Here is a 25,598-nt window from a genome sequence, read left to right as displayed (position 1 = left end):
CCTGAGAAACGTATGGTCCGGCGCATTTTACTGATCGAGGAAGCTGCGCAGCTTCCTGCTGCGGCTGGGATGCTTCAGCTTGCGCAACGCCTTGGCCTCGATTTGGCGGATCCGTTCGCGGGTCACACTGAATTGCTGGCCCACCTCCTCGAGCGTATGGTCGGTGTTCATGCCGATGCCGAACCGCATCCGCAGGACTCGTTCCTCGCGCGGGGTCAGCGATGCCAGAACGCGCGTCGTCGTCTCTTTCAGGTTTTCCTGGATCGCGCTGTCCAGCGGCAGGACCGCGTTCTTGTCCTCGATGAAGTCGCCAAGCTGGCTGTCCTCCTCGTCGCCGATGGGGGTTTCCAGGCTGATCGGCTCCTTGGCGATCTTCATCACCTTGCGGACCTTTTCCAGCGGCATTTGCAGCTTCTCGGCCAACTCCTCGGGCGTCGGTTCGCGGCCGATTTCGTGCAGCATCTGCCGGCCGGTGCGGACCAGCTTGTTGATCGTTTCGATCATGTGCACCGGAATGCGGATCGTGCGCGCCTGATCGGCGATGGACCGCGTGATGGCCTGCCGGATCCACCATGTCGCGTAGGTCGAGAACTTGTAGCCGCGGCGATACTCGAACTTGTCCACGGCCTTCATCAGACCGATATTGCCTTCCTGAATAAGATCGAGGAATTGCAGGCCTCGGTTGGTGTATTTCTTGGCGATCGAGATGACCAGCCGCAGGTTCGCCTCGACCATTTCCTTCTTGGCCTGACGCGCTTCCTTTTCGCCCTTCTGGACCTGCTGGACGATGCGGCGGAACTCGGAAATGTCGACACCGACATACTGACCGACCTGCGCCATGTCGCCGCGCAATTCCTCGATCTTGTCCGAGGACCGTTCGATGAAGGCCTGCCAGCCGCGGCCCGATTGCTGGGCCATACGGTCGAGCCATGTCGGATCGAGCTCGTAGCCGCGATAGGCCTCGACGAATTCGCGCCGGTTGATGCGCGCCTGATCGGCCAGCTTCACCAGACTGGAATCGATCGCCATGATCTTTCGGTTGATCCCGTAAAGCTGGTCGATCAGCGCTTCGATCCGGTTGTTGTGCAGGTGCAGTTCGTTCACCAGCAGCACGATTTCGGATCGCAGCGTCTGATAACGCGACTCGGCCTCGCCCGAGAACGATCCGTCCTCGTTCAAGGTGGCCGACATGCGCAGATCCTGCATTTCAGCCAGCTGCGCATAGTCTGTCGCGATCACGTCGAGCATTTCCAGCACACGCGGCTTCAGCGCGGCTTCCATTGCCGCGAGGCTCATGTTGGCCTGATCGTCGTCGTCGTCGTCGTCGTCCTGACGTATGGGATTGCCATCGGCATCGACCGTCTGCTGCCCCTCGGCCTTGGCGGGGGCACCGTCGATGCCGGTCACGACGGCACTCGCGTCTTCCTCGCCCTCCTCGCCCATCTGGCGGCCGAAGGTCGTCTCGAGGTCGATCACATCGCGCAGCAGGATGTCCTCGGACAGCAATTCGTCGCGCCAGATGGTGATCGCCTGAAAGGTCAGCGGGCTTTCGCACAGACCCGCGATCATCGTGTTGCGGCCCGCCTCGATCCGCTTGGCGATGGCGATCTCGCCCTCGCGGCTCAGCAGTTCGACCGACCCCATCTCGCGCAGATACATGCGCACCGGGTCGTCGGTCCGGTCCAGCTTCTCGCTTTCGGTAGTCGAAACCGCGACTTCGCGCGAATTGGAGGTCGTGGCCACTTCGGTCGAGCCCTTGCGCTCCTCCTCCTCGGCGTCCTCGTCCTCGATGATGTTGATGCCCATCTCGGACAGCATCGACATCACATCCTCGATCTGCTCGGAACTGACCTGCTCGGGCGGCAGGACCTGATTGAGCTGGTCGTAGGTGATATAACCCCGCTCGCGCGCGTCGGCGATCATCTTCTTGACCGCAGCCTGGCTCATGTCCAGCATGACTTCGCCGTCGTGGTCGTCGGTCTTGCGGTCGTCGTTGTCCTTCGCGGCCATTCGGCGCTCCTTACACTTCCACGGGGCGAATCGCGGTTACGGTTCGAATCACATAGCGCGGCACGGGTGATTCGGACAGGTTTCGAATCGTCCCGCCACCCGCCCGGTTACCAGATAGGCCGTCAGGTGCGTCGATCCCGCACCGAAGACCGCGCGGCGCCGATCCGGTCCAGCAGACCGTCGAACGCACTGCGCTCGTCCCGGCTGATGCGGACGCCGTTCGGGGCGACGTCGAACTCCGTCCGGTCCTCGACCTGTCCGCGCCGGCTGCGCTCCATCGCATCGACCGCCTGACGCAGACGCCAGGTCAGCGCCTCGTCGGCCAGCGCGTCGAAATCCTCCATCGCCTCGTCGATTTCCCGCAACAATCCCCTGCCCGCTATCAGCTTGCCGATCTCGTCCGCCAGACATTCGGCCGCCAGATCCGGGTCGTTGCCCTTCAACGCGGGTACAACGCCCAGATGGCGAAGGGACAGCATCTTTTCAAGGGAATCGTCGCCTAGTTCATGGGCGACTCGGTCGGCCAGCATTGCGGAATCGCAATCGGGGGCCAGGCGGCGGATCGCGGCGGCGATGCGGGCATGAGCTGCGTCGAGAAATTCCATCCGCTCCATCTCGGCCGCGAAGCGGATGCAAAGTGCCGGATACCGCAGCAGAAGCGCCAGAACCACGGATTCGCGCAGGGTCGTGTCGGGCAAGGCGCCGGCCCCGCTCTGCCTCGCCACGATGGGCGGCGGCGGTGCGGCCCGCTGCGAGGCTTTCGTCCGGCGCGGGTTGAAGTGCTGCCAGCTCAACTCGCGCAACGCGGTCTGGTAGTGCCTGCGGATCGACCCGTCGCGGATGCGGCCGACGATGTCGTTCAGCCGCCGCTCCAGCGCAGCGCGGCGTTCGGGGCTGTCGAAGACTCGGCCCTCCGTCTCGCGGCGCCAGATCAGCGCGACGGGCGGCTCGGCGCCGGCCAGAACCTCGCGCATCGCGTCTCGACCGGCCGATTTCAGCAGGTCGTCGGGGTCCTGCCCCCCCGGCAGCAGGCAAATCCGCAGCGACCGGCCCGCCTCGATCAAAGGCAACGCCAGGTCGATGGTTCGCAACGCGGCCTGACGGCCGGCACGATCCCCATCAAGGGCCAGCACAGGCTCGGGGTGGATGCGCCAGAGCATCGCCAGATGGTCGGGCGTGATCGCGGTGCCCAAGGGGGCCACCGTGGCGGGAAAACCGGCCTCGCTCAACGCGATGACGTCCATGTATCCTTCGGCGACGATCAGCGGCCCTTCGCGCCCCGCCGCCGCCCGTGCGGGTCCGACATTGTAAAGCGTCCGGCCCTTGTCGAAGATCGGCGTCTGCGGCGAGTTCAGGTATTTCGCGTTGTCGGCCGGGTCGAGCGCGCGGCCCCCGAACGCAATGGTGCGGTCGCGCCCGTCGCGGATCGGAAAGATCAGACGGTTGCGAAAGACGTCATAGGGCGCGCCGCCGTTCTGCGACTTGCGCGCCAGCCCCGCTTCCAGAAGCAGGCGGTCGTCGATGCCCTGCCCCGTCAGATGATCGCAAAGCCCGCGCCAGCCGTCGGGTGCCAGGCCAAGGCCCCAGCGCGCCTGCGCCGCCTTGTCCAGCCCGCGCCGCGCCAGATAGTCGCGCGCGGGACGTCCGGCGGCGCTGGCCAGTTGCAGGCGGAACCACCGGGCCGCCGCCTCGGTCACGTCGATCAGACGGGACGCCTTGTCCTCGCGCTCGGCCGCGCGGGGATCGCGCTGGGGCATGGTCATCCCCGCTTCGGCGGCCAGCCTTGCGACCGCTTCCATGAAGCCCAGGTTTTCGGTCGCCATCACGAAGTCGAAGACGCTGCCCTTCTGGTGACAGCCGAAGCAGTAATAGAACCCCTTGCGGTCATCGACGTGGAAGCTGGCGGTCTTCTCCTGATGGAACGGACACGGCGCCCACATGTCGCCGCGCCCCTGATTGGACTTGCGCGCATCCCAGATCACCTTGCGTCCGACAACGGCCGACAGGGAGACCCGGTCGCGCAATTCGTCCAGGAATGTCGGGGGCAGGCTCATGCCGACAGTATCGGCCCGCCATCCCCTGGAGTCGAGAGGCCGCGCGACGTCAGCGCGCCCGCGTCAGGCGCAGGTCGTGATCGTGCGGGACGCGAGCGGCGCGCCGTCGCTCGTCACCACGCTGATGCGCACGCCGCCTTCTTCCTCGACGAACCGGCGGGTTGCGGGGGCGGCGCACATCTGCATGGGCACGTCACGTTCCAGCGTGAAGGTGAAGGCGTCCCGCGCGGCGGGGGTGAAGGCCGATTCGGCATCGTCATGCCGCAGATCCATGACCAACTGGTTGCCCTCGGCCCGCGCGCCAGTCAGCGTCAGGTCGTCGCCCAGACGACTGCCGGCGCGGGCGTTCATCGCCTGCGCCACCGCTTCAAGGTCGGGCGGCGTCACGGCGGCCCGCGCGGCCCCTTCGGCATTCACGCGCAGATCCGTGCCCCGGTCGGCGCAGCCCGCCAGCAGCACGGTCGCGGCAGCCGCGGCCAGAAGCATCGGTTTGGTCTTGGCCATCGGCCCTCTCCACATTCCGTCCCTCGATGCGCGACTATGGCGTCGGCCGCCCGACGGACGCAACCCGCCAATCCCGAGACCGGCGGATCAAAGCCCCTTGGCGCGATAACTGGCGGCCACACGCCGGATCGCGACGAGATAGGCCGCCGTGCGCAGATCCTTGGCGCCTTCGTGACCGTGCCAGACTTCGCGCATCGACTGGTAGGCCGCGCGCATCGTGTCATCCAGCCCCGACCGGACCAGTTCCAGTTCGTCCGCGCCACGCAGATACTTCTGCTTGAAGCCGGGGCTCAGCGTCCATCCCAGATCGCGGTCGCGCGACAGCCGTTCCAGTTCGTTGACGATCAGCTCGTGACGCGCTTCCTCCTGACGCCGCTGCATCCGCCCGAACCGGATATGGCTGAGGTTCTTGACCCATTCGAAGTAACTGACCGTAACGCCGCCCGCATTGGCATACATGTCGGGAATGATGACGCAGCCCTTGTCGAGCAGGATGTCGTTCGCCCCGGCCGTGACCGGGCCGTTAGCGGCTTCGATGATCAGCGGCGCCTTGATGCGGGCGGCGTTGTTGATGTTGATCGTCCCTTCCAGCGCGGCGGGGATCAGGATGTCGCACTCGGTTTCCAGCAGGGTCGCGCCGTTCTCGACGTATTCGCCGTCGGGATAGCCCGCCACCCCGCCATGCCCGTCGATCCAGTGGCGCAGCTTGTCGATGTCGATGCCGTGGGGATCGTGGATCGCCCCGTCCCGCTCGATCACCGCGATCACCTTCAGCCCGTCTTCCTCAGTCAGGAACTTCGCGGCGTGATAGCCCACATTGCCCAGCCCCTGAACCACGGCGGTCTTGCCTTCGAGGCCGCCCGACATCCTGGCCTTGGCGACATCGTCGGGATGGCGGAAGAATTCGCGCAGGGCATATTGCACACCCCGGCCCGTCGCCTCGGTGCGGCCGTGGATACCGCCAGCGTTGATGGGCTTGCCGGTAACGCAGGCGGCGCCGTTGATGTCGGTCGTGTGCATCCGCTTGTACTGGTCGGCGATCCACGCCATCTCGCGCTCGCCCGTGCCCATGTCCGGGGCGGGGACGTTCTGGCTGGGATGGATCAGGTCGCGCTTGACCAACTCGAAGGTGAAGCGCCGGGTGATCATCTCCAGCTCGTGTTCCTCCCAGGCGCGCGGATCGACGCAAAGCCCGCCCTTGGATCCGCCGAACGGCGCCTCGACCAGCGCGCATTTGTAGGTCATCAGCGCGGCCAGCGCCTCGACCTCGTCCTGATGCACGCCCAGCGAATAGCGGATGCCCCCCTTCACGGGTTCCAGATGTTCCGAATGGACCGACCGATAGCCGGTGAACGTGTGGATCGCCCCGCGCAGCCGCACGCCGAACCGCACGGTATAGGTCGCGTTGCAGACGCGGATCTTCTCCTCCAGACCGGGGCTGAGATCCATCAGCGCCACGGCGCGGTTGAACATCAGATCGACGCTGTCGCGGAAACTCGGTTCGTGCTTCACGAAAAATCCTCCTTGGACATGAATCACCATCCTCCGACGCGTGCATTCTGGCAACCGTCTGTCGCGCCGGTTTCAGCCGCAGGCGTCACGACGCGCCAGAAGTTCGGTCAGTATCTCGACCATGAACCGGGCTTCGGTCGCAGTGGTGATGCCGCCGACGCCGACCAACCGCCCGACCCGCCACCAGAGGCCCGGCGCCCAGGCATTCGCCCCTTGGCGTTTCCGCAGGCGCAGGATGAAGCCGTTGGACGGCTTGAAGGCGAAAACGCCGCGATCGACCGAGGCGATCGCCCCCAGCGGCGCCAGGACCCGGCCGTCCTGATCGAAAAGGCCGCGGCCCGTCAGCACGATCGCCCCCGCCGTCGCGGTCCACATCTTCCAGCCCGCCAAGAAGGACAGAAGCCCGCCCGTCACGAAGGCCGCGCGTAAAATCGCTGCGTTGGGGTTGGTGACGGCGGCATAGATCAGCAGCGCGCCCAGAAGCCCCGTCATCGCCGCGCCGACGATCCGCCGCCCCTGCGAGGCGCCGAGTCGGGCAAGCGGACGGTCGGGATCGGACCAGAATTCCTGGTCGAGCGGCAAGCGGGGCGGGTCGGTCGACATGGCGCCTTCTAGCCGCGCCGGTGCCTTGGCGAAAGCCGCATTGCGGGGGGATAGGCACGCGGACTATGCTGCGACTGCCGGCCCTGACGCGAGCGACGTGATGCCCCGCCTGTCCTTCATCCTGCTCGTGCCGCTGGTCCTGGGCTGCACGCCGTTCCCAGAACTCGACCTGCCGCCGACGGCGGCGACCGAGCGTTCGGCCTATCCGCGTCTCATCCCCCTGACCGAGATCCTCGACAGCACCGCCAGGCCGCCGCGTTTGTCGCCCAACGAGCCTGCATCGCTTCTGTCGCGGGTGAATGCCTTGCGCGCGCGGGCCGCCGCAATGCGAAGCCGGGCGTTGACCGAAGCGGACCGCGAACGCATCCGCGCGGCGGTCGCCCGGCTGGAAGGATAGGGCGGCGCGTCGGCCGCGCCGCCCCCAAATCGTCACTCGGCCGGCAGCAAGCCCTGCTGCTGCGCCGCGGACACTTCGTCGGCGCTCAGCACGCCGTCGCCATCGGTGTCGATGGCGACGAAGTTCTCCTCGGTCAGGTCGGGCATCGCGGCGGATGCCTCGCCGAAAGTTACCTGGCCGTCGCCGTCCGTGTCCATCATGCCCTGCGCGCTCAGCGCGGTGGCGGAGACGGCAAGGCCAACGCCGGCAAGAAAGGCGGTCATGCGTGTCATATGGTCGTTCCCTCTGTCTTCGGACCCGGAACGTCCGGGCCGTGACGCGACCTGACCTTACCCGGCGCAGCGCGTCGACCAGCAGGTCTGGGTGACACGAAAACGGGCCATCACCGGCCGATTTGGCGGCTTGGGGCGCGCGGCGATCCGCCCGGTTCCGCGCGGCCCGGGCCGACCGGCGGAAGGGCGCGGACCCGGACCCGCGCCATCGGCGGACGATGGCGGACTCAGACGATCGCCGCCACGGCCCGCCGGGTCATGACACCGGCCAGATGCGCCCGATACGCGGACGACCCGTGCAGGTCGGCGATCATCCCGTCCGCATCCACCGCCAACCCGTCCAGCGCCTGCACGGCAAAGTCGCTTGTCAGCGCAACCTCGGCCTCGTGCCAGCGGAATACGCCCGATTCGGACGCGCCGGTGATCGCGACGCGCGCGCCGCCGCTGTGCCGTGCCACGAACGCGGCCGTCAGCGGAAAGCGCGATGCGGGCTGGATGAATTTCTCGTATCTGGCCGCATCGGGGATGGGGAACCGAACCTCGACGACGATCTCGCCTTCTTCCAGGGCCGTGGTGAACATACCCTGAAAGAAATCGTCGGCCCCGATCTCGCGTCGGTCGGTGACGATGGTGGCGTTCGACGCCAGCACACCGGCGGGATAGCAGGCCGACGGATCGTTGTTCGCCAGCGACCCGCCGATGGTTCCACGGCTGCGCACCGCCGGATCGCCGATCCGTGCGGCAAGGCTAGCCAGTGCAGGGTAGGCCCCGGCGGCTTCGCGCGCGACCTGCGCATGGGTGGTGGCGCCGCCGACGCGCAGCACATCGCCATCGGCGCGCACGAATACCATGTCGGGAATATGCATCAGGCTGACCAGCACGGCAGGCGCGGCCAGCCGCACCTTCATCGCCGGCAGAAGGGTCTGGCCGCCCGACAGCGCCTGCGCATCGGGCGTGGCCAGCGCCCTGACGGCGTCGGAAACCGTCTGCGGCCTGACGAAGTCGAAATCATGCATCGCGCACCCCCCGTTCCTGCATGGCTTCCCAGACCCTGTCGGGCGTCAGCGGCATGTCGATATGCGTCACATCGTGGCCGCCCCGTTGCAGGGCGTCGATCACCGCGTTGACAAAGGCCGGGGGCGATCCGATGGCGCCCGCCTCACCGCAGCCCTTCACGCCCAGCGGATTGTGCGTGCAGGGCGTGGCGCAGGTCGAATCCACCGTGAACATCGGCAGATCGGCGGCGCGCGGCATGGCGTAGTCCATGTAGGACGCGCTGATCAACTGGCCGTCCGCGTCGTAGGCGCAGTTTTCCATCATCGCCTGACCGAAGCCCTGGGCCAGACCGCCGTGAACCTGCCCTTCGACGATCATCGGATTGATGACATTGCCGAAATCGTCCGCCGCGGTGAAGGACAGGACCGTCACCTTGCCGGTCTGCGGATCGACTTCGACCTCGCACCCGTAAGCCCCACTGGGATAGGTGAAGTTCGCGGGGTCATAGAACGCCGTCTCCTCCAGCCCCGGCTCGATCTCCTCCAGCGGATAATTGTGGGGAACGTAGGCGGCCAGCGTAACGTCGCCCCAGGCGACCGACCTGTCTGTGCCGGCGATGGTGAAGCGGCCGTCCTTCAGTTCGATGTCGTGCTCGCTCGCCTCCATCAGATGGGCGGCGATCTTCTTGGCCTTGGCGATGATCTTTTCGGTGGCGCGCACCATGGCGCTGCCGCCCACGGCGATGGACCGGCTGCCATAGGTGCCCATGCCCATCGGCGTGCGAGCCGTATCCCCGTGGATGATGTCTACCTGGGCGGGGTCGATGCCGATCATGTCGCCGACCACCTGCGCGAACGTGGTCTCGTGTCCCTGTCCGTGACTATGGCTGCCGGTCATGACGGAAATCGAGCCTGTGGCGTTCACCCGCACCGTGGCGCTTTCGTAAAGACCGGCCCGCGCCCCGAGCTGCCCGACAAGGTTCGACGGCGCGATGCCGCAGGCTTCGATGTAATGGGCAATGCCGAACCCGCGCAACATCCCCCGCCGTCGGGATTCCTCGGCGCGAGCCTCGAATCCCGCATGGTCGGACAGCGCCAGCAGCTTGTCCATCGTGGCGTGGTAATCGCCGGTATCGTATTCGACGGCGACCGGCGTGGCATAGGGAAACTCGGTTATGAAATTGCGGCGCCGCAAGTCGACCGGGTCGATCCCCATCTCGCGGGCGGCCTTGTCCACCACGCGTTCCAGTTGATACGTCGCCTCGGGGCGGCCGGCGCCGCGATAGGCATCGACCGGCACGGTGTTGGTGAAGACCGCCTTCACGTTCACATAGATCAGCGGTGTCGTATAATTACCCGCCATCAGCGTGCCGTGCAGCCATGTCGGGATGCTGGGCGCGAAAGTGGACAGGTAAGCGCCCATATTGGCAAGGGTTTCCGTTCGCAGCGCCAGGAATTTGCCGTTTTCGTCCAGCGCAAGCTCGATCTTCGTGACATGATCGCGGCCATGCGCGTCCGACATGAACGCCTCGGACCGGGACGACACCCATTTCACCGGGCGGCGCAGGGCTTTGGCCGCGAAGGTGCAGAACGCTTCCTCGGCATAATGGAAGATCTTCGATCCGAACCCGCCACCCACATCCGGGGCCACGACGCGCAGCTTGTGCTCGGGGATGCCAAGCACGAAGGCGCCCATCAGCAGGCGGATGACGTGCGGGTTCTGGCTGGTCGTGTAAAGCGTGTATTCGTCCGCCGCCGCGTTCCATTCGGCCAGCGCGACGCGCGGTTCCATCGGGTTGGCGACAAGGCGATTGTTGCGCAATTCCAGCGTGGTGACGTGATGAGCGTGCGCGATGGCGTCGTCCACGGCCTGACGGTTATCCTCGACGAAACCCCAGTCATAGCAAAGGTTCGTGCCCATATCCTCGTGCACCAGCGGGGCGTCGGGGGTCAGCGCGGCCCTCATGTCCATGATCGCCGGCAGATCCTCGATGTCGATTACCACGGCCTCGGCGGCGTCGCGGGCCTGGGCCAGCGTTTCGGCCACGACCACGGCGATCGGATCGCCCACATGCCGCACCTTGCCATCGGCCAGGACGGGGTGTTTCGGTTCGTTCATGACGCTGCCGTCGCGCGACGTGATCTGCCAGCCGCAGGGAATGCCGCCCACCCCTTCGAAGTCACGCGCCGTAAATATACGCAGCACGCCGGGCATGGCGGCGGCCGCTTCGGCGTCGATCCCGGCGATCCGGCCATGCGCGACATCGGACCGAACGAAATACGCGTAAACCTGGTTGTAGATGTTGATGTCGTCGGAATAGCGCCCGGTTCCGGTCAGAAACCGGACATCCTCGCGCCGTTTGGGGCTGTCGCCGATACCGCCGTCCTTGGGCATGTCAGTCCTCCGTGATGGTCATTGCGCCGCGATGGATGCGTTTTCGCTAGCGGCAAGGATCGCCTTGACGATGTTGTGATAGCCGGTGCAGCGGCAGATATTGCCGTCCAGATAGTCGCGGATCGTCCGCTCGTCGGGATGCGGGTCGTCCTTCAGCAGCGCGGCGGCCGACATCACCATACCGGGCGTGCAGAACCCGCATTGCAGGCCGTGATGGTCTTGAAACGCCTGCTGGATCACCGACAGAGACCCGTCCGGGTTCGCCATCCCCTCGATCGTAAGGATTTCCGCGCCCTCGGCCTCGACCGCCAGGACCGAGCAGGCCTTGACCGGCCGGCCGTCCATATGCACCACGCAGGCGCCGCATTGCGACGTGTCGCAACCCACATGGGTGCCCGTCAGATGCAGGTCGTCGCGCAGGAAGTGCACCAGCAGCGTCCGCCCCTCGACCTTCCCCGAGGCCGGGCGACCGTTCACCGTCATCGAAACGTCCATTCGTCCTGTCCTTCTGCTCAATCCCCGACCGGTTCCCGCGGGTCGGCCCGATCCGCGGCCGCACCGGCAGGGGCGGACAGCCGATCCTGAAGGCGGGCGAAGAAATCGTCCGCCATCTTTCGCGCGAAACCGTCGATGACCCGGCTGCCGAGCTGCGCCAGCTTGCCGCCCACCTTTGCCTCGACTTCGTATTCCAGATCGGTCGCGTCGCCCTGGGATGTCAGGCGCACCCATGCGGTGCCCTTGGCGAAGCCCGCAACGCCGCCCTTGCCCTCGCCGGTCAGCGTCAGGGATTGCGGGGCGTCGGCGTCGGTCAGCGTCACCTGCCCCCGGAACGTCGCCTTGACGGGACCGACCTTCTGCACGACCACCGCCTCGAACCCCTCGGCGGCATCGCCCGTCAGGCCGGTGCAGCCGGGAATGCAGGCGCGCAACGTCTCGGGGTCCAGAAGCGCGTTCCAGACCTGCTGGCGCGGAACGTCGATGCGGCGGGCGCCGGTCATTTCCATGGCGATCGCCCCTCCCCGGCTTTCGACATCTGCCGGTCAGCCTAGCTGCGGGACATGCACCGCGCCACAACTTTCGCCAAGGTCACGGAAGCGGCACGGAACCCTGGGTTCGACCGCATGCTTTCGTTGTTATGAAAAGCCATGACCCCGACGACCGTGACCGCCGACTGGCACGGCTGGAAAAAGTCGCCAACCGGATGGATTATGCGTTCAGGGTGCCGGTCGTCGGCATACGCGTCGGCTGGGACGGAATCATCGGGCTGATCCCCGTCATCGGGGACGCAGCGGCACTGGCACCGGGCGCGTGGATCGTCTTGGAAAGTCATCGGATGGGCGCGCCCCGGCACATTCTGGTGCGGCAGGGTGTGAACGTGGCGCTGGATACCATCATCGGCACAATCCCCTTTGTCGGGGATCTTTTCGATGTCGGCTTCAAGTCGAACAGGCGGAACGTGCGGCTTCTGCGGGACCATTTCGCCCGGCATGCCCGGTCTGCCGATGCCGCAGCCTCCACCCCCGAGGGCGAAGGCCGTCTGTCGTCGCACCACCCGTCACTGGGCGGCGGTCACCCGTCGCCTCAGCCGACCAGTTCCAGCCCAGCGAAGAAATAGGCGATTTCCTCTTTCGCGGTCTCGGGGGCGTCCGACCCGTGAACCGAATTCTCACCGACGGATTCGGCGAACTCGGCCCGGATCGTGCCGGCTTCGGCATCGGCGGGGTTGGTCGCGCCCATCACTTCGCGGTTCTTCGCGATCGCGTCCTCGCCTTCCAGCACCTGCGCGACGATCGGGCCCGACGCCATGAACGTCGTCAACTCGTCATAGAAGGGCCGTTCGGCGTGAACCTTGTAGAATTCGCCTGCCTGCGCCTTGGTCAGATGCAGACGCTTCTGCGCGACGATGCGCAGGCCTGCATCCTCGAACTTGGCGTTGATCTTGCCGGTCAGGTTGCGGCGCGTGGCGTCGGGCTTGATAAGCGATAGCGTGCGTTGGGTGGCCATTTCGAACTTTCCGATCAGAAGATGCGGGCAGGTGCCCGCGGCAGCGCGCCCTTAACACGCAAGATTCCGATCCGAAAGCGTCAGCGCATCAGCGGCACAGAACCGCGATCCCGCCCATCCCGTCCGGCGGGTTCTTCCCCATTCACGGGACGTTCGTGACCATACGGTCATCGAAAGACGGGCGGCGCGGGGGGCGGCGCGATATTGACGCGGCGGGGCTGGGCTGGCAGGTGCGCGCGATGCTGACCATCGCCAACATCACCTATGCCGTCGAAGGCCGTCCGTTGTTCGAGGGCGCGTCCGCGGCCATTCCCGAAGGCCACAAGGTCGGGGTCGTAGGGCGCAACGGCACCGGCAAGACGACCCTGTTCCGCCTGATCCGCGGCGAACTGGCGCTCGAGGGCGGCACGATCGAAATCCCGCAGCGCGCCCGCATCGGCGGCGTCGCGCAGGAAGTGCCGTCGTCGCAGACATCGCTTCTGGACACCGTGCTGCAAGCCGACCGCGAGCGCGCATCCCTGATGGCCGAGGCCGAAACCGCGACCGATCCCCATCGGATCGCCGAGATCCAGACCCGGCTGGCCGATATCGACGCCTGGTCGGCCGAGGGTCGCGCCACGTCGATCCTGCGCGGTCTTGGCTTCAATCAAGACGAAATTGCGATGCCGTGCAGCGCCTTTTCGGGCGGCTGGCGGATGCGGGTCGCGCTGGCAGGGGTGCTGTTCGCGCAGCCCGACATCCTGCTGTTGGACGAGCCGACGAACTACCTCGACCTCGAAGGGGCGTTGTGGCTGGAATCCTATCTGGCGCGCTATCCGCACACGGTCATCATCATCAGCCACGACCGCGGCTTGCTGAACCGGTCCGTCAACGCGATCTTGCATCTGGAGGATCGCAAGCTGACGCTTTATTCGGGCAATTACGACACGTTCGCGCGAACCCGCGCGGCGCGGCTGGCCGTGCAGCAGGCCGAATCGCGCAAGGTCGAAGCGCGCCGTGCCCATTTGCAAAGTTTCGTCGACCGGTTCCGCGCCAAGGCCAGCAAGGCCAAGCAGGCGCAAAGCCGCATCAAGATGATCGAGCGGCTGGAAACCATCACCTCGCCGCAGGAAGCCGCCCTGCGCGCCTTCACCTTTCCCGAGCCCGAAGAACTGTCGCCGCCCATCGTCAACCTCGAATCGGCCAGCGTCGGTTATGGCGACCGTGTCGTTCTGGGCAAGATGACGCTGCGCATCGACCAGGACGACCGGATCGCGCTTCTGGGGCGCAACGGCGAGGGCAAATCGACCCTGTCGAAGCTGCTGGCCGGCAAGCTCGATCCGATGGGCGGGCGGCTGACGAAATCGTCGAAACTGCGCGTTGGCTATTTCGCCCAGCATCAGGTGGACGAACTGCATATTGACGAGACGCCGATAGACCACCTGCGCCGGGTGCGCCCCGACGAGGCGCCTGGCCGCGCCCGCGCGCGCCTTGCGGGCTTCGGTCTGGGCGCCGCGCAGGCCGAGACGCTGGTCGGCAGGCTGTCGGGCGGGCAGAAGGCGCGGCTGTCGCTGCTGCTGGCAACCATCGACGCGCCACACATGCTGATCCTGGACGAGCCGACCAATCACCTCGACATGGAAAGCCGCGAGGCGCTGGTGACGGCGCTGACCGCCTATTCGGGCGCGGTGATCCTGGTCAGCCACGACATGCACCTGCTAAGCCTCGTGGCCGACCGGCTATGGCTGGTGAAGGACGGCCGCGTCGCCCCGTTCGAGGACGATCTGGACGCCTATCGCGCGATGCTGCTGCAATCCGACGCGCCCAAGAAGCCCGAGAAGGCGACGCCCGCCCCGAAGAAGGTGGGCCGCGACGACCTGCTGCTACTCAAGGGCGAGGCGCGCAAATCCGAGGAACGGGTGAAGAAGCTGTCGCAGATGCGCGACAAGCTGGCGCAGAAGCTGGCCGACCCGGCCATCTACGAGCCGCAGCGCATCGGCGAGGCGGAAGTCTGGCAAAAGAAATACGCCGAAGTGATGGATGGCCTCGACCGGGCGGAGACCCTCTGGATGAATGCGCTGGAAAAGCTGGAACAGGCGCAGGCATGACCGGATATCGCTTCTGATGCCGGTCGAGTTTTTCCTGACCGCGTTCGTGACGCTGTTCGTCGTGATCGATCCCATCGGTCTGACCCCGGTGTTCGTCGCCTTGACGAAGGGGATGGATCCCCGCCATCGTGCGGGCATCGCGCTTCGCGCCTGTCTGACAGGGGCGATCATTCTCGTGACGTTCGGGATCCTCGGCGAACAGGTGCTGACCTTCATCGGCATCTCGATGCCCGCCTTCCGCATCGCCGGGGGCATCTTGCTGTTCCTGACGGCGCTCGACATGCTGTTCGAACGGCGCAGCCAGCGGCGCAGGGGGCGGGCCGACGGGCCGACCGACGATCCGTCGGTCTTTCCGCTGGCGATCCCGCTGATCGCCGGTCCGGGCGCCATCGCGACGATGATCCTTCTGACCGACCAGACCGCCGGCCATCTCACGGCGCTGGCGGCCGTGCTGGCGGTGATGCTGGTGATCGTCGGCGGCTGCTATGTGTTGTTTCGCGTCGCCGATCCGATCGAACGGGCGCTCGGCGATACCGGCATCGTCGTGGTGACGCGGCTTCTGGGGATGCTTCTGGCCGCGCTGTCGGTGCAGTTCGTCCTGGACGGGCTGGCGGGGTTCGGGATCGGGGCCGCGCTGCCCTAGACCTTGCGGCGATTGCAGCGCGCTGCCCGCACACCTATCTGTCGGTCATGGCCGCAGACAGCATCGCCTCGATCATCTACCTGGTTCTGCTGGGATCCGTCATCGGCGGATATTTCTTCGTCTCGGCCCGCGCCGATCTGGGCCGGGTCGCGCAGCAGGCGGCGATCTGGGGCTTGATCTTCGTGGGTGCGGTCGCGGTGGCGGGATTGTGGACCGACATACGCGACGACGTGCTGCCTCGTCAAAGCGTGGCCGTGGACGGATCCATCAGCGTTCCGCGCGGTTATGACGGCCATTACCGGATGACGCTGGACGTGGACGGCGTGGCGGTTCCGTTCATCGTCGATACCGGCGCGTCCGACCTGGTGCTCAGCCAGCGCGATGCGCGGCGCGTGGGCATCGACACGGGCGAACTGGCCTGGATCGGCCGCGCCCAGACGGCCAACGGCACCGTTCCCATGGCGCGGGTGTTTCTGGACAGCGTGTCGCTGGGGCCGCTGACCGACAGGAGCGTGCCGGCATCGGTTAATGGCGGCGAAATGGACACGTCCCTTCTGGGGATGAGCTATCTTCAGCATTTCGGCCGGATCGAGATCGCGGACGACCGGTTGATCCTGACGCGCTGACCTTCGGGTGGCAGGCTATCGGCCCGCTACCGTTCGCTCTTCTTCTCCCACTTGCCGCTTTCCTCGCTCCAATAGGTTGCCGATCCGCCCGCGCGAACCAGGTCGGACCATTGCAACCGGGCCTTGCGCAGGGCATCCGCATCGCCGCCGTCGAAGATGACGCAGACGCGCTCGGCGCCGGCGACCTCCTCGGGCGTGAACGGCGCGCCCTCGATGCAGATCAGGCACTGGCGATCCGGGTGGGGGCCGGGATCGTTCGTCAGCAGGATCGGCTGCCGGTCGTCGTGCGGACCGCCCTGCAACCCGTGCGGCAGAAAGCCGTCTGCCGGTTCGCGCCAGAGCGCATCGTCCAGCAGCGCGAGACGCCGGGCATTGGCACCCCGCACGGCGATCCGCCAGCCCGCCGCCAGCGCCCGGTCCAGAAGCTGCGGAAGGACCGCTTCCAGCGGACGGCGCGTCAGATGATAGAAATAGGCCGCGCCCATCAGCCCTCGAACCGGTCCCTCACCAGACGGTCGAGCGCGCGCACCCCCCAGCCGCTGGCGCCCTTGGGGGCATAGCGGCTGTCGGACGACGTGCTGGCCACCCCCGCGATGTCGAGATGCATCCAGGGGGTGCCGTCCTTCACGAAGCGGTGAAGGAACTCGGCCGCGGTCACGCTGCCCGCGGGCCGGCCGCCCACGTTCTTCACGTCCGCGATGCGCGACTTCAACTGATCGGCATAGGCTTCACCCAAGGGCATGCGCCACGCGCCTTCGTCCTCGGCCCGCGCGGCGGACAGGAATGCGTCGCAGAGTGCGTCGTCGTTGCTGAAAACGCCGGCATTCTCGTGGCCCAGCGCGATGACGATGGCGCCTGTCAACGTCGCGAGGTCGATCATCGCGGCCGGCTTGAACCGTTCCTGCGCATACCACATGACGTCGCAAAGGACGAGCCGGCCCTCGGCGTCGGTGTTGATGATCTCGACCGTATCGCCCTTCATCGAAACGACGACATCGCCCGGACGGGTCGCGTTGGGGCCGGGCATGTTCTCGACGATGCCGACCAGACCGACGACGTTGGCGGCGGCCTTGCGCAGCGCCAGCGTCTTCATCACGCCAGCCACCGTGCCCGCGCCGCCCATGTCCATCGTCATCTCCTCCATCCCGGCGGCGGGCTTGATGGAGATGCCGCCGGTGTCGAAGACCACGCCCTTGCCGACCAGCGCCAGCGGGGCCGCGTCGCCGCCCCCGTCCCAGCGCATGACCACGACCTTCGAGGGGCTGGCGCTGCCCTGCCCCACGGCCAGCAGCGTGCGCATCCCCAACTCGGCCAGATCGTCCTCCTCCAGCACCTCGACATCCAGCCCAAGCTCTTCCAGCTCGGACAGGCGGCGGGCAAATGCAGTGGTGGTCAGCACGTTCGCGGGCGCGTTGACCAGATCACGGGTGAAGAACACGCCCTCCGCCAGGGCCGCATGGTCGGCCGCAGCAGCCGACAGCGCATCGGGGTCGGCAGCCATGACGGTAATGCGGCGGTCCGCCTTCGCGTCGTCTGCCTGCGCGGTCTTCTGGTCGCGGTAGTCATAGCCGCGCAGCAGCGCGCCAAGGGCCAGGTCCGCCGCATGCCGGGCCTTGCCGGCTAGAATCGTGACGGGCTTCGACCCGGCGGCGCGGGCGATGGAGGCACCCGCCTTGCGCGCGTCGCCGGCCGTCGCCTTCGCATCCAGACGCACGATCTGCACGGCGTCGGCTGCCATGCCGGACGGATAGGCCAGTTCCCTGACGTCGCCTGCCTTCATCTTTGCAAACGCCGCATCCGCGACGACCCGCTCGACCGCACCGCGCGTCAGCCGGTTCACGCGCCGCCCGGCCGGGTCGAGCTTGCCCTCGCGGTCCACGATGACGGCGACATGACCTTCAAGCCCGGCCAGGGCGTCGAGGTCGGTGGCGGCGAAGGATAGGGGCGCGGGGGCGGTCATGGGCATCTCCTGCTCGGGTGTCGGCGGCGCGGCGGACCCTAGCCAATGCCGCGCGCCGTGGCCAGAAGACAGTTTTCCCCGTGCGGCCTATCGGCTAGGGTCGGCGCAGCGCGGGGAACGAAGTGACATGATGGGCAGGTTCGACCGCTATCTGCTGTCGCAGCAGATGCGGATATTCGGGTTCTTCGCGCTGGTCCTCGTGCTGGTCTACTGGATCAACCGTGCCGTGGTTCTGTTCGACCAGCTTATCGCGGACGGTCATTCGGCGACGGTGTTCTTCGAGTTCACGGCGCTGAGCCTGCCCAACGTCATCCGCCTGGTCGCGCCCATCGCGGCCTTTGCGGCAGCCGTCTATGTGGCCAACCGCATGGCCGGCGAAAGCGAATTGGTCGTCGCGCAATCGAGCGGCCTGTCCCCCTGGATCCTTCTGCGTCCGGTCGCGCTATTCGGTCTGCTTTGTGCTGCGGGAACGCTGGTTCTGACGTTGGTGCTGGTGCCGCTGTCGCTGCGGATGCTGGCCGACCGGACGGCGGACCTGTCGCGCGACGTGACCGCCAGCCTGCTGGTCGAGGGCGCGTTCCTGCATCCGGCGGACGACGTGACCTTCTATATCGCGCGGATCACCGACCGGGGCGAATTGCAGGGGGTCTTCCTATCCGATGCGCGGTCCGATCGGCAGCAGATCACCTATACGGCGCGGTCCGCGCTGCTGTTGAAATCCGAAAGCGGCCCGGTTTTGGCGATGTTCGACGGACAGGTCCAGACGCTGCAACAGGCCGACGACCGCCTGACGGTGACGCGGTTCGACGAATTCGCTTTCGACATCGGTAGCCTGATGAAGATGCCCACGGCCGGCCGCCGCCGTATCCGCGAGGTGGCGACGGCGGAACTGCTGAACCCCGATCCCGCCCTGGTGGACGAGACGCGCAGCTCGGTCCCGGCGCTGGTATTTTCGGCGCATGAACGCGTCTCGCAGGGACTGCTGGCACTGGTCGCGCCGCTGCTGGGATTTGCCTGCATGTTGCAGGGCCGCTTTTCGCGCTTCGGCGCGTGGCGGCAGATCGTCCTGGGCGTCGCCAGCCTGATCGCGCTGAACCTTACCGGCAATATCGCCACCGATGCGATCCTGAACGGCGCGGCGCATTGGTCGCTGATCTATGGTCCTATCGCCGGCGGACTTGTCGCAACGCTGGTGCTGGCCTGGATCGCCGCGCATCCCGGCTGGCTGCTCCGGCATGGACCCTGGCGGCGCGGGGCACCGGCGTGATCCTGCATCTCTACTTCGCACGACGCTTCGCCAAGGCGTTCCTGACCGTCGCCGCGATCTTTCTCGGCATCCTTGTGGCGCTGGATTTCGTGGACCAGATCCGCCGGTACGAGGGTGAAGGCGTGTCGTTTCGCGGCGTGCTGGGGCTGACGCTGCTGAGCGTTCCGCAGACCTTCTATACCATCCTGCCGCTGATCGTCATTCTGGCCGCACTGACGCAGTTCCTGTCGTTGGCCCGCACGTCCGAGCTTGTCGTCACCCGCGCCGCCGGACGGTCGGCGTTGCGCAGCCTGCTCGCACCCGTGGCGGTGGCGCTTGTCGTCGGCGCCGTATCGGTCGCGGTCCTCAATCCCATCGTTGCGGCCACCTCGCGCGCCTATGACGCGGCGTCCGACCGGCTGACCGGGCGGGGGGGAAGCGCGCTGTCGCTGGCGCGCGAAGGTGTCTGGCTGCGGCAGGGCGATGCGGGCGGCCAGACGGTGATCCGCGCGGCGCGGGCCAGCGGCGACGGCACATCGCTTTACAACGTCTCGTTCCTGGGGTTTTCCGCGGCGGGCGTTCCCAGCTTTCGGATCGAGGCCGCGGCGGCCCATCTGCAACGCGGCAACTGGCAGGTCGAGGATGCGAAGGAATGGCGCTTCGACAGCGCCAATCCCGAACGCGACGCGCAAAGACACGCCGCTCTAGCCCTGCCCTCGACCCTGACGCCCGAAGAAATCCTGGACGGTTTCTCGGACCCGGCCGAGGTGCCGATCTGGGACTTGCCCGCCTTCATCGAAAGACTGGACCGCGCGGGCTTTTCGGCCCTTCGCCACCAGGTCTGGTTGCAGATGGAACTGGCGCTGCCGCTGCTGCTGGCGGCGATGGTGCTGGTCGGGGCGGGCTTCACCATGCGTCCCGCTCGCGCGGGACGGACGGGCATGATGGTGCTTCTGGCGCTCGGCATGGGGTTCGGCCTGTTCTTCGTCCGAAACTTCGCGCAGATATTGGGCGAGAATGGGCAGCTTCCCGTCGCGCTGGCCGCATGGGGACCGCCCGTCGCGGCGCTGTTGCTGCCGCTGGGGCTGCTATTGCACTGGGAGGATGGCTGATGCGCGCGTTGCTGATCGCCCTCGCCCTTGTCGGCGCGCTGTCGCTGGCCGTCCGGGCGCAGGAGCGGCCCCAGAGCCCCGCATCGCTTGTCGCGGATACGGTCCGGGTCGAGGCGGATGCCCGTCTGATCGCCGAAGGCAATGTCGAGGTGCTGTATGGCGCCACCCGGCTGACCGCCCGCAGGATCGTCTATGACCGCGAGGCCGACCGTCTGCTGATCGAAGGCCCCATCGTCCTGAGCGACGGACCGGACCGCATCGTACTGGCCGAACAGGCGGATCTGGACCGCCACCTAGAAATCGGCATCCTGACATCGGCGCGGCTGGTCCTCGACCGCCAGTTGCAGCTTGCCGCCACCCAGATCGCCCGCGCCGGCGACAGATACACGCAATTGTCCAACACCGTCGCTTCGTCGTGCGAGGTCTGTGCCGCGCGGCCGGTGCCGACGTGGGAAATTCGGGCCGCCAAGGTCGTGCATGACCGGGTCGAGCGGCAGCTCTATTTCACCGATGCCAGCTTTCGGCTGATGGGCGTTCCTGTCGCATGGTTCCCGCGTCTGCGCCTGCCCGATCCGACGCTGGAGCGGACCACCGGCCTGCTGATCCCCCGCCTGCGCACCACATCGTTGCTGGGAACGGGGCTGAAGCTGCCCTATTTCATCACGCTGGGCGACCATGCGGATCTGCGGCTGACGCCCTATCTTTCGGGATCGACGACCACGCTTCAGGCCGAATATCGCCATGTCTTCCGCCGGGGCCAGATCGCCTTCGAAGGTGCCGCCAGCCGCGACGATCTTCGCCCGGATAAGACGCGCCATTACCTTCTGGGCACCGGAAACTTCATTCTGCCGCGTGGCTTCCAGCTCGACTTCGACATCCAGTCGGTTTCGGACGAGGCGTATCTGCTCGACTACGGCTATTCGGAACGCGACCGGCTGGAAACCGATGCCGAGATCGGGCGCGTCCGGCGGGACGAACTGATGATCCTCACGATTTCGGATTTCCGCACGCTGCGCGAATCGGAGATCCCGATCGAGGATCAGCTTCCCAAGACCTATGGCACGGCGCGTTTCGAACGCCGTCTCGACCTTGGGGGCGGGGATTTGACATTGGGGTTCGATGCGGCCGTGCTGCGGCGGGAAAGCGCGTTGGACGGGCCGGGGCGCGACGTGGATCGCCTCGGCGTCGCGGCCAGCTTCAGCGACAGCGCGGTTTTCGCTTCCGGTATCCTCGGGCGCGCCGAAGTCGGCCTTTCCGCCGCCACCTACCACGTGCGCGACGACAGCCGGTTTTCCGCCAATCCCGGCCGCGTCACGCCAAGCGCGCAGGTCACGCTGCGTTGGCCCTTGCAGCGGGCGGGGCAGGACGGGGTGCGCCATCTGCTCGAACCCGTTGCGCAATTGGCCTGGTCGCATACGAGCGGCGATCCGGTCCCGAACGAAGACAGCGTTCTGGTCGAGTTCGACGAGGGCAATCTTCTGTCGCTGTCGCGTTTTCCGGGCGCCGACCGGATCGAGCAGGATGCCCGCATGGCGATCGGCCTTGCCTATACACGCGTCGGGCCGCAGGGCGCGACCGTGGGCGCCACCTTCGGCCGCATCCTGCGCAGCGATGACAGCGACGGCCCGCCGCGCGGCGACGACGACCGGACGGGTTTCGCGCAGGGCACCGGTCTGGACGACACGCGGTCGGACTGGCTGGCGGGGTTCCGGCTGGGCATCGGCGAGCGGCTGCATGTCAGCGGCAGGTCACTGTTCGACGACCGCTTCAACGTCACCAAGACCGAGGCACGGGTGGCCTATCGGGACACGAGAACAGCGATCTCGGCGGCCTATCTGTGGCTCGAGGACGCGGCCTTGGAGAACCGGCCCGACGATGTGCAGGAAGTCGCCCTCGACGCGGTGCATCGGATATCGCGTCACTGGACCGGCCGTCTCGACACCCGCTACGATGTCGATGCCGACCGGGCGGCGCGGGCCGGGATCGGCCTGGAATACCGGACCGAGTGTCTCTCGGTGGACTTTTCGGTCTCGCGGCGCTTCACCTCGTCGGATAACGTCGAGCCGACGACAGCCTTCGGCCTTGAACTGAACCTCGCGGGCGTAGGCGGAAACGCCGCCGACCGATCCTATCGGCGCACCTGCAACGGATGAGACGGAAGAACGCAATGAAGACCGCTACCGCCCTTCTGCTGGCCATGCTGTGCGCGGCAGGCCCCACCGCCGCGCAATCGCCGTTCAGCCCCGTCGCCACCGTGAACGACCGGGTCATCACCGGCTATGAGGTCGATCAGCGCGCGCGGATGCTGGGTGTCTTCCGCACGCCGGGCGATCTGCGACAGCAGGCCCTCGACGCGCTGATCGACGAACGGCTGCAACTGACCGAGGCGAAAAGGCTGGGCATTGCCGTCACGGAAGGAGAAATTGTGGACGGCATGGCCGAATTCGCCGGCCGCGCCGATCTGGACACGGACGCTTTCGTCGCCGCCCTGGCCGGGGACGGTGTCGATGTGCAGACGTTCCGCGATTTCGTCGCCGCCGGCATCGCCTGGCGCAAGGCCGTGCGCGCCCAATTCGCCGGGCGCGTGTCGGTCCCCGAGGCCGAGGTGGACCGCGCGGCCCGCCAGATACCGCGCGCCAGCCTCGCCGCATCGCTGAGCGAGATCATCCTGCCGGCCAACACGCCCGAAAACGCAGCGCGGACCGAAGAGATCGCGCCGCAGGTTCTGGCCCTTTCGGGGGAGGACGCGTTCGCCGCGGCCGCCCGTCAGGTCTCGGCCTCGCCGTCGCGGGAAAGGGGCGGACGGATCGACCCGATCCCCCTGACCAACCTGCCGCCGGCCCTCCGCGCGCTGGTGACAGAGGCCAGTCCGGGCCAGGTCGTCGGGCCGCTACCGCTGCCCAATGCGTTGGCCTTCTTCCTAGTGCGCGGCATCGACGAAGTGCCGGCTTCGGGCGCGGTGACGCAGATTGACTACGCCACCTACGCCATTCCCGGCGGGCGTTCGCCCGAGGCCTTGGCCGAAGCGGCGGCGTTGCGCGCGCGGGTCGATACCTGTGGCGACCTCTATACCGTCGCCCGCGGCCAGCCCGATCGCCTTCGCCGCGAAAAGGTGACGCCGTCGCAGGTGCCGAACGATATCGCCCTGGAACTTGCCAAGCTGGACGAAGACGAAGTCTCGCTGGCGCTGACGCGGGCGAACGGACAGACGCTGCTGTTCCTGATGCTGTGCGACCGCAGCTATGCGGATCCGGCGACCGAAATCGACCGCGACCGTCTGCGTAGCCGCCTGGTCGACGCCCGAGCGGCAGACCTGGCGCGTAACTATCTGGCCGAATTGCGGGCGAACGCGCATATCGTGCGCGAATGAGCATCGGGCCGCTTGCGCTGACCTGCGGCGAACCCGCGGGCATCGGCCCGGAACTTGCCATGAAGGTCTGGCATGCGCTCGAAGGGTCGTTTCCCTTCTTCTGGATCGGCGATCCGCGTCACCTGCCGCCCGGCAGCGCCGTCAGCCGCATCAACGACCCGTCCGAAACAGACGCGGCGCTGCGCCACGGATTGCCGGTGCTGACGCACGATTTCGACGGCCCCGCCTTGCCCGCCGCGCCCCGTCCCGAAAACGCCCAGGGCGTCATCGACGTGATCGCCCGCGCGGTCGGACTGGCGCGCGACGGGCGGGCCGGGGCGATCTGCACCCTGCCCATCCACAAGAAGGCGCTGAAGGACGGGGCCGGCTTTGCCTGGCCCGGTCATACCGAATACCTTGCCCATCTGGCGGGCGTCGATGACGTGGTGATGATGCTGGCCTGCGACGCGCTGCGTGTCGTGCCCGCGACGATCCATGTTCCGCTGGCGGACGTGCCCGACATGTTGACTGCTGCGGGGCTGACGGCGACACTGCGCGTGACTCATGCCGCCCTGATCCGGGATTTCGGGATCGCCGCGCCGGTCATCGCCGTTGCCGGGCTGAACCCCCATGCCGGCGAAGGCGGCGCGATGGGGTTCGAGGAACGCGATCTGATAGCACCGGTGCTGGATACCCTGCGGGCCGAAGGCATGGACCTGCGCGGCCCGATGTCGGCGGACACAATGTTTCATGCGGGGGCCAGGGCCGGATACGATGCAGCCCTTTGCATGTATCACGATCAGGCACTCATCCCGATCAAGACCATCGACTTTGCCGGCGGCGTCAACGTGACGCTGGGGCTGCCGTTCGTCCGCACCTCGCCCGATCACGGCACCGCCTTCGACATCGCAGGGCGCGGGTTGGCGGATCCGACATCGACGCTGGCGGCGATGCGGATGGCGATGGCGATGGCCCGCGCCCGCGCCGCATGAGCGCCATCGACGACCTGCCGCCGCTTCGAACGGTGATTGCTGATCACGGGCTGGTCGCGAAGAAGTCGATGGGCCAGAACTTCTTGCTGGACCTCAATCTGACCGCCAAGATCGCGCGCCAGGCGGGCGATCTTTCGGCCTGCGACGTGCTGGAAATCGGACCGGGACCGGGCGGGCTGACCCGCGGATTGCTGGCTGAAGGCGCCCGTCATGTCGTCGCGGTCGAGAAGGACGCGCGCTGCCTGCCCGCGCTGGCGCAGATCGCGGACGCCTATCCGGGGCGGCTGACGGTGCTGCATGGCGATGCGTTGAGTGTCGATCCCGCCGCGCATCTCGAACCGCCCGTCCGCATCGTTTCGAACCTGCCCTACAATGTCGGGACCGAGCTGCTGGTCCGCTGGCTCACCCCGCCCGACTGGCCGCCCTTCTGGCAATCGCTGACGCTGATGTTCCAGCGCGAGGTCGCGCAGCGAATCGTGGCCCGTCCCGGCGGCAAGGCTTACGGACGACTTGCCGTTCTGGCCCAGTGGCGCAGCGATCCGCGCATTGCGATGGATCTGCCGCCCGAAGCGTTCACCCCGCAACCCAAGGTGCATTCGGCAGTCGTGCATCTGGCCGCGACCGAACCCCGGTTTCCTGCCGATCCGGCGGTCCTTCAACAGGTGACGGCGATGGCCTTCAACCAGCGGCGCAAGATGCTGCGGGCCGCCCTGCGGGGCCTGCGTCCGGACATCGAGGCCAGGCTGGACCGGGCCGGGATCGCGCCGACCCGCCGCGCCGAGGAATTGTCGATCGCCGAATTCTGCGCCCTCGCCCGCGAAGTGGCGGACGACTGAG

Annotated in this window: 24 protein-coding genes; 11 read left to right on the top strand and 13 right to left on the bottom strand. The window is 67.0% G+C overall.

The annotated features are described in order from the left end of the window. Positions 1-27: 27 nt before the first annotated feature. From rpoD to OCGS_RS00310, 5 genes are all read right to left on the bottom strand, one after another. On the bottom strand, positions 28-2,010 hold the full coding sequence (rpoD, locus tag OCGS_RS00330; RefSeq protein ID WP_007425217.1) for an RNA polymerase sigma factor RpoD: 1,983 nt from the start codon (positions 2,008-2,010) through the stop codon (positions 28-30). Positions 2,011-2,132: 122 nt separating this feature from the next. Then, positions 2,133-4,064, bottom strand: coding sequence for a DNA primase (gene dnaG / locus OCGS_RS00325; RefSeq protein WP_007425216.1), 1,932 nt, complete (start codon positions 4,062-4,064; stop codon positions 2,133-2,135). 63 nt (positions 4,065-4,127) lie between these two features. After that, positions 4,128-4,568: a hypothetical protein gene (locus OCGS_RS00320; protein ID WP_007425215.1), complete on the bottom strand. Its 441-nt coding sequence runs from the start codon at positions 4,566-4,568 to the stop codon at positions 4,128-4,130. Positions 4,569-4,655: 87 nt separating this feature from the next. Then, complete coding sequence (locus OCGS_RS00315; RefSeq protein WP_040610169.1) at positions 4,656-6,110, bottom strand: Glu/Leu/Phe/Val family dehydrogenase; 1,455 nt, start codon at positions 6,108-6,110, stop codon at positions 4,656-4,658. A gap of 42 nt (positions 6,111-6,152) precedes the next feature. Next, on the bottom strand, positions 6,153-6,683 hold the full coding sequence (locus tag OCGS_RS00310; RefSeq protein ID WP_007425213.1) for a hypothetical protein: 531 nt from the start codon (positions 6,681-6,683) through the stop codon (positions 6,153-6,155). Positions 6,684-6,783: 100 nt separating this feature from the next. Here OCGS_RS00310 and OCGS_RS00305 point away from each other — a divergent pair, with 100 nt between their 5' ends. Beyond that, positions 6,784-7,080, top strand: coding sequence for a hypothetical protein (locus OCGS_RS00305; RefSeq protein WP_007425212.1), 297 nt, complete (start codon positions 6,784-6,786; stop codon positions 7,078-7,080). 32 nt (positions 7,081-7,112) lie between these two features. Here the strand turns inward: OCGS_RS00305 and OCGS_RS00300 are convergent, their stop codons facing one another. From OCGS_RS00300 to OCGS_RS00280, 5 genes are all read right to left on the bottom strand, one after another. After that, on the bottom strand, positions 7,113-7,352 hold the full coding sequence (locus OCGS_RS00300; RefSeq protein ID WP_007425211.1) for an EF-hand domain-containing protein: 240 nt from the start codon (positions 7,350-7,352) through the stop codon (positions 7,113-7,115). 227 nt (positions 7,353-7,579) lie between these two features. Continuing rightward, positions 7,580-8,368 (bottom strand): FAD binding domain-containing protein, encoded by a 789-nt coding sequence (locus tag OCGS_RS00295; protein ID WP_007425210.1) that lies wholly within the window; start codon positions 8,366-8,368, stop codon positions 7,580-7,582. Beyond that, positions 8,361-10,742 (bottom strand): xanthine dehydrogenase family protein molybdopterin-binding subunit, encoded by a 2,382-nt coding sequence (locus OCGS_RS00290; RefSeq protein WP_007425209.1) that lies wholly within the window; start codon positions 10,740-10,742, stop codon positions 8,361-8,363. The genes OCGS_RS00295 and OCGS_RS00290 overlap by 8 nt, the downstream gene beginning before the upstream one ends. Positions 10,743-10,760: 18 nt before the next feature. Next, positions 10,761-11,237, bottom strand: a complete 477-nt coding sequence (locus tag OCGS_RS00285) for a (2Fe-2S)-binding protein (RefSeq protein ID WP_007425208.1) — start codon at positions 11,235-11,237, stop codon at positions 10,761-10,763. Positions 11,238-11,254: 17 nt separating this feature from the next. After that, positions 11,255-11,746, bottom strand: coding sequence for an SRPBCC family protein (locus tag OCGS_RS00280; RefSeq protein ID WP_007425207.1), 492 nt, complete (start codon positions 11,744-11,746; stop codon positions 11,255-11,257). 131 nt (positions 11,747-11,877) lie between these two features. Here OCGS_RS00280 and OCGS_RS00275 point away from each other — a divergent pair, with 131 nt between their 5' ends. Next, positions 11,878-12,357 carry a DUF4112 domain-containing protein gene (locus OCGS_RS00275; RefSeq protein ID WP_007425206.1) on the top strand — a complete coding sequence of 160 codons (480 nt, stop codon included), beginning with the start codon at positions 11,878-11,880 and terminating at the stop codon, positions 12,355-12,357. Here the strand turns inward: OCGS_RS00275 and ndk are convergent. Then, the gene (gene ndk, locus OCGS_RS00270) at positions 12,324-12,746 is read right to left on the bottom strand and encodes a nucleoside-diphosphate kinase (protein ID WP_007425205.1); all 423 of its coding nucleotides are present in this window, start codon (positions 12,744-12,746) and stop codon (positions 12,324-12,326) included. The genes OCGS_RS00275 and ndk overlap by 34 nt on opposite strands. Positions 12,747-12,985: 239 nt before the next feature. On the opposite strand from ndk, the gene OCGS_RS00265 reads away from it, so the two are divergent. From OCGS_RS00265 to OCGS_RS00255, 3 genes are read left to right on the top strand one after another with little or no spacing between them, the layout of a single operon-like run. Next, positions 12,986-14,833 (top strand): ABC-F family ATP-binding cassette domain-containing protein, encoded by a 1,848-nt coding sequence (locus tag OCGS_RS00265; protein WP_040610204.1) that lies wholly within the window; start codon positions 12,986-12,988, stop codon positions 14,831-14,833. Positions 14,834-14,849: 16 nt separating this feature from the next. Next, positions 14,850-15,476, top strand: coding sequence for a MarC family protein (locus OCGS_RS00260; protein ID WP_007425203.1), 627 nt, complete (start codon positions 14,850-14,852; stop codon positions 15,474-15,476). Positions 15,477-15,523: 47 nt separating this feature from the next. Then, positions 15,524-16,102 carry a retropepsin-like aspartic protease family protein gene (locus OCGS_RS00255; protein WP_007425202.1) on the top strand — a complete coding sequence of 193 codons (579 nt, stop codon included), beginning with the start codon at positions 15,524-15,526 and terminating at the stop codon, positions 16,100-16,102. A 26-nt stretch (positions 16,103-16,128) separates the two neighbouring features. Here the strand turns inward: OCGS_RS00255 and OCGS_RS00250 are convergent, their stop codons facing one another. Beyond that, a complete protein-coding gene (locus tag OCGS_RS00250) occupies positions 16,129-16,587 on the bottom strand; it encodes a DNA polymerase III subunit chi (protein WP_007425201.1) in 459 nt (152 codons plus the stop codon). Beyond that, positions 16,587-18,062, bottom strand: coding sequence for a leucyl aminopeptidase (locus OCGS_RS00245; protein WP_007425200.1), 1,476 nt, complete (start codon positions 18,060-18,062; stop codon positions 16,587-16,589). The genes OCGS_RS00250 and OCGS_RS00245 overlap by 1 nt, the downstream gene beginning before the upstream one ends. A gap of 127 nt (positions 18,063-18,189) precedes the next feature. Here OCGS_RS00245 and lptF point away from each other — a divergent pair, with 127 nt between their 5' ends. From lptF to rsmA, 6 genes are read left to right on the top strand one after another with little or no spacing between them, the layout of a single operon-like run. Then, positions 18,190-19,329 carry an LPS export ABC transporter permease LptF gene (gene lptF, locus OCGS_RS00240; RefSeq protein ID WP_238538192.1) on the top strand — a complete coding sequence of 380 codons (1,140 nt, stop codon included), beginning with the start codon at positions 18,190-18,192 and terminating at the stop codon, positions 19,327-19,329. Further along, a complete protein-coding gene (lptG, locus tag OCGS_RS00235; protein ID WP_007425198.1) occupies positions 19,326-20,420 on the top strand; it encodes an LPS export ABC transporter permease LptG in 1,095 nt (364 codons plus the stop codon). Before lptF ends, lptG begins: the two co-directional genes overlap by 4 nt. Beyond that, on the top strand, positions 20,420-22,573 hold the full coding sequence (locus tag OCGS_RS00230; protein ID WP_007425197.1) for an LPS-assembly protein LptD: 2,154 nt from the start codon (positions 20,420-20,422) through the stop codon (positions 22,571-22,573). The genes lptG and OCGS_RS00230 overlap by 1 nt, the downstream gene beginning before the upstream one ends. Before the next feature lie 14 nt (positions 22,574-22,587). Beyond that, the gene (locus OCGS_RS00225) at positions 22,588-23,790 is read left to right on the top strand and encodes a SurA N-terminal domain-containing protein (RefSeq protein ID WP_007425196.1); all 1,203 of its coding nucleotides are present in this window, start codon (positions 22,588-22,590) and stop codon (positions 23,788-23,790) included. After that, positions 23,787-24,761, top strand: a complete 975-nt coding sequence (gene pdxA, locus OCGS_RS00220; RefSeq protein WP_007425195.1) for a 4-hydroxythreonine-4-phosphate dehydrogenase PdxA — start codon at positions 23,787-23,789, stop codon at positions 24,759-24,761. The genes OCGS_RS00225 and pdxA overlap by 4 nt, the downstream gene beginning before the upstream one ends. Further along, the gene (gene rsmA / locus OCGS_RS00215; protein WP_007425194.1) at positions 24,758-25,597 is read left to right on the top strand and encodes a 16S rRNA (adenine(1518)-N(6)/adenine(1519)-N(6))-dimethyltransferase RsmA; all 840 of its coding nucleotides are present in this window, start codon (positions 24,758-24,760) and stop codon (positions 25,595-25,597) included. The genes pdxA and rsmA overlap by 4 nt, the downstream gene beginning before the upstream one ends. The last annotated feature ends 1 nt before the right edge of the window (position 25,598 follow it).

This window comes from Oceaniovalibus guishaninsula JLT2003 (genome assembly GCF_000299575.1).
GTDB classification, from domain to species: Bacteria; Pseudomonadota; Alphaproteobacteria; order Rhodobacterales; family Rhodobacteraceae; genus Palleronia; species Palleronia guishaninsula.
The sequence above is the reverse complement of the archived record's forward strand: the minus strand, read 5'-3'. Positions and strand labels throughout refer to the sequence as shown.

What these genes read in the sequence shown, in the direction of transcription:
- OCGS_RS00285 (WP_007425208.1), bottom strand. Translation starts at nt 11,237, where the DNA reads ATGGACGTTTCGATGACGGTGAACGGTCGCCCGGCCTCGGGGAAGGTC.
- OCGS_RS00255 (WP_007425202.1), top strand. Translation starts at nt 15,524, where the DNA reads ATGGCCGCAGACAGCATCGCCTCGATCATCTACCTGGTTCTGCTGGGA.
- OCGS_RS00315 (WP_040610169.1), bottom strand. Translation starts at nt 6,110, where the DNA reads ATGGTGATTCATGTCCAAGGAGGATTTTTCGTGAAGCACGAACCGAGT.
- OCGS_RS00290 (WP_007425209.1), bottom strand. Translation starts at nt 10,742, where the DNA reads ATGCCCAAGGACGGCGGTATCGGCGACAGCCCCAAACGGCGCGAGGAT.
- OCGS_RS00300 (WP_007425211.1), bottom strand. Translation starts at nt 7,352, where the DNA reads ATGACACGCATGACCGCCTTTCTTGCCGGCGTTGGCCTTGCCGTCTCC.
- OCGS_RS00295 (WP_007425210.1), bottom strand. Translation starts at nt 8,368, where the DNA reads ATGCATGATTTCGACTTCGTCAGGCCGCAGACGGTTTCCGACGCCGTC.
- OCGS_RS00280 (WP_007425207.1), bottom strand. Translation starts at nt 11,746, where the DNA reads ATGGAAATGACCGGCGCCCGCCGCATCGACGTTCCGCGCCAGCAGGTC.
- OCGS_RS00320 (WP_007425215.1), bottom strand. Translation starts at nt 4,568, where the DNA reads ATGGCCAAGACCAAACCGATGCTTCTGGCCGCGGCTGCCGCGACCGTG.
- OCGS_RS00305 (WP_007425212.1), top strand. Translation starts at nt 6,784, where the DNA reads ATGCCCCGCCTGTCCTTCATCCTGCTCGTGCCGCTGGTCCTGGGCTGC.
- dnaG (WP_007425216.1), bottom strand. Translation starts at nt 4,064, where the DNA reads ATGAGCCTGCCCCCGACATTCCTGGACGAATTGCGCGACCGGGTCTCC.
- pdxA (WP_007425195.1), top strand. Translation starts at nt 23,787, where the DNA reads ATGAGCATCGGGCCGCTTGCGCTGACCTGCGGCGAACCCGCGGGCATC.
- OCGS_RS00245 (WP_007425200.1), bottom strand. Translation starts at nt 18,062, where the DNA reads ATGACCGCCCCCGCGCCCCTATCCTTCGCCGCCACCGACCTCGACGCC.
- OCGS_RS00265 (WP_040610204.1), top strand. Translation starts at nt 12,986, where the DNA reads ATGCTGACCATCGCCAACATCACCTATGCCGTCGAAGGCCGTCCGTTG.
- OCGS_RS00310 (WP_007425213.1), bottom strand. Translation starts at nt 6,683, where the DNA reads ATGTCGACCGACCCGCCCCGCTTGCCGCTCGACCAGGAATTCTGGTCC.
- OCGS_RS00250 (WP_007425201.1), bottom strand. Translation starts at nt 16,587, where the DNA reads ATGGGCGCGGCCTATTTCTATCATCTGACGCGCCGTCCGCTGGAAGCG.
- lptF (WP_238538192.1), top strand. Translation starts at nt 18,190, where the DNA reads ATGATGGGCAGGTTCGACCGCTATCTGCTGTCGCAGCAGATGCGGATA.
- rpoD (WP_007425217.1), bottom strand. Translation starts at nt 2,010, where the DNA reads ATGGCCGCGAAGGACAACGACGACCGCAAGACCGACGACCACGACGGC.
- OCGS_RS00260 (WP_007425203.1), top strand. Translation starts at nt 14,850, where the DNA reads ATGCCGGTCGAGTTTTTCCTGACCGCGTTCGTGACGCTGTTCGTCGTG.
- OCGS_RS00275 (WP_007425206.1), top strand. Translation starts at nt 11,878, where the DNA reads ATGAAAAGCCATGACCCCGACGACCGTGACCGCCGACTGGCACGGCTG.
- OCGS_RS00225 (WP_007425196.1), top strand. Translation starts at nt 22,588, where the DNA reads ATGAAGACCGCTACCGCCCTTCTGCTGGCCATGCTGTGCGCGGCAGGC.
- OCGS_RS00230 (WP_007425197.1), top strand. Translation starts at nt 20,420, where the DNA reads ATGCGCGCGTTGCTGATCGCCCTCGCCCTTGTCGGCGCGCTGTCGCTG.
- rsmA (WP_007425194.1), top strand. Translation starts at nt 24,758, where the DNA reads ATGAGCGCCATCGACGACCTGCCGCCGCTTCGAACGGTGATTGCTGAT.
- ndk (WP_007425205.1), bottom strand. Translation starts at nt 12,746, where the DNA reads ATGGCCACCCAACGCACGCTATCGCTTATCAAGCCCGACGCCACGCGC.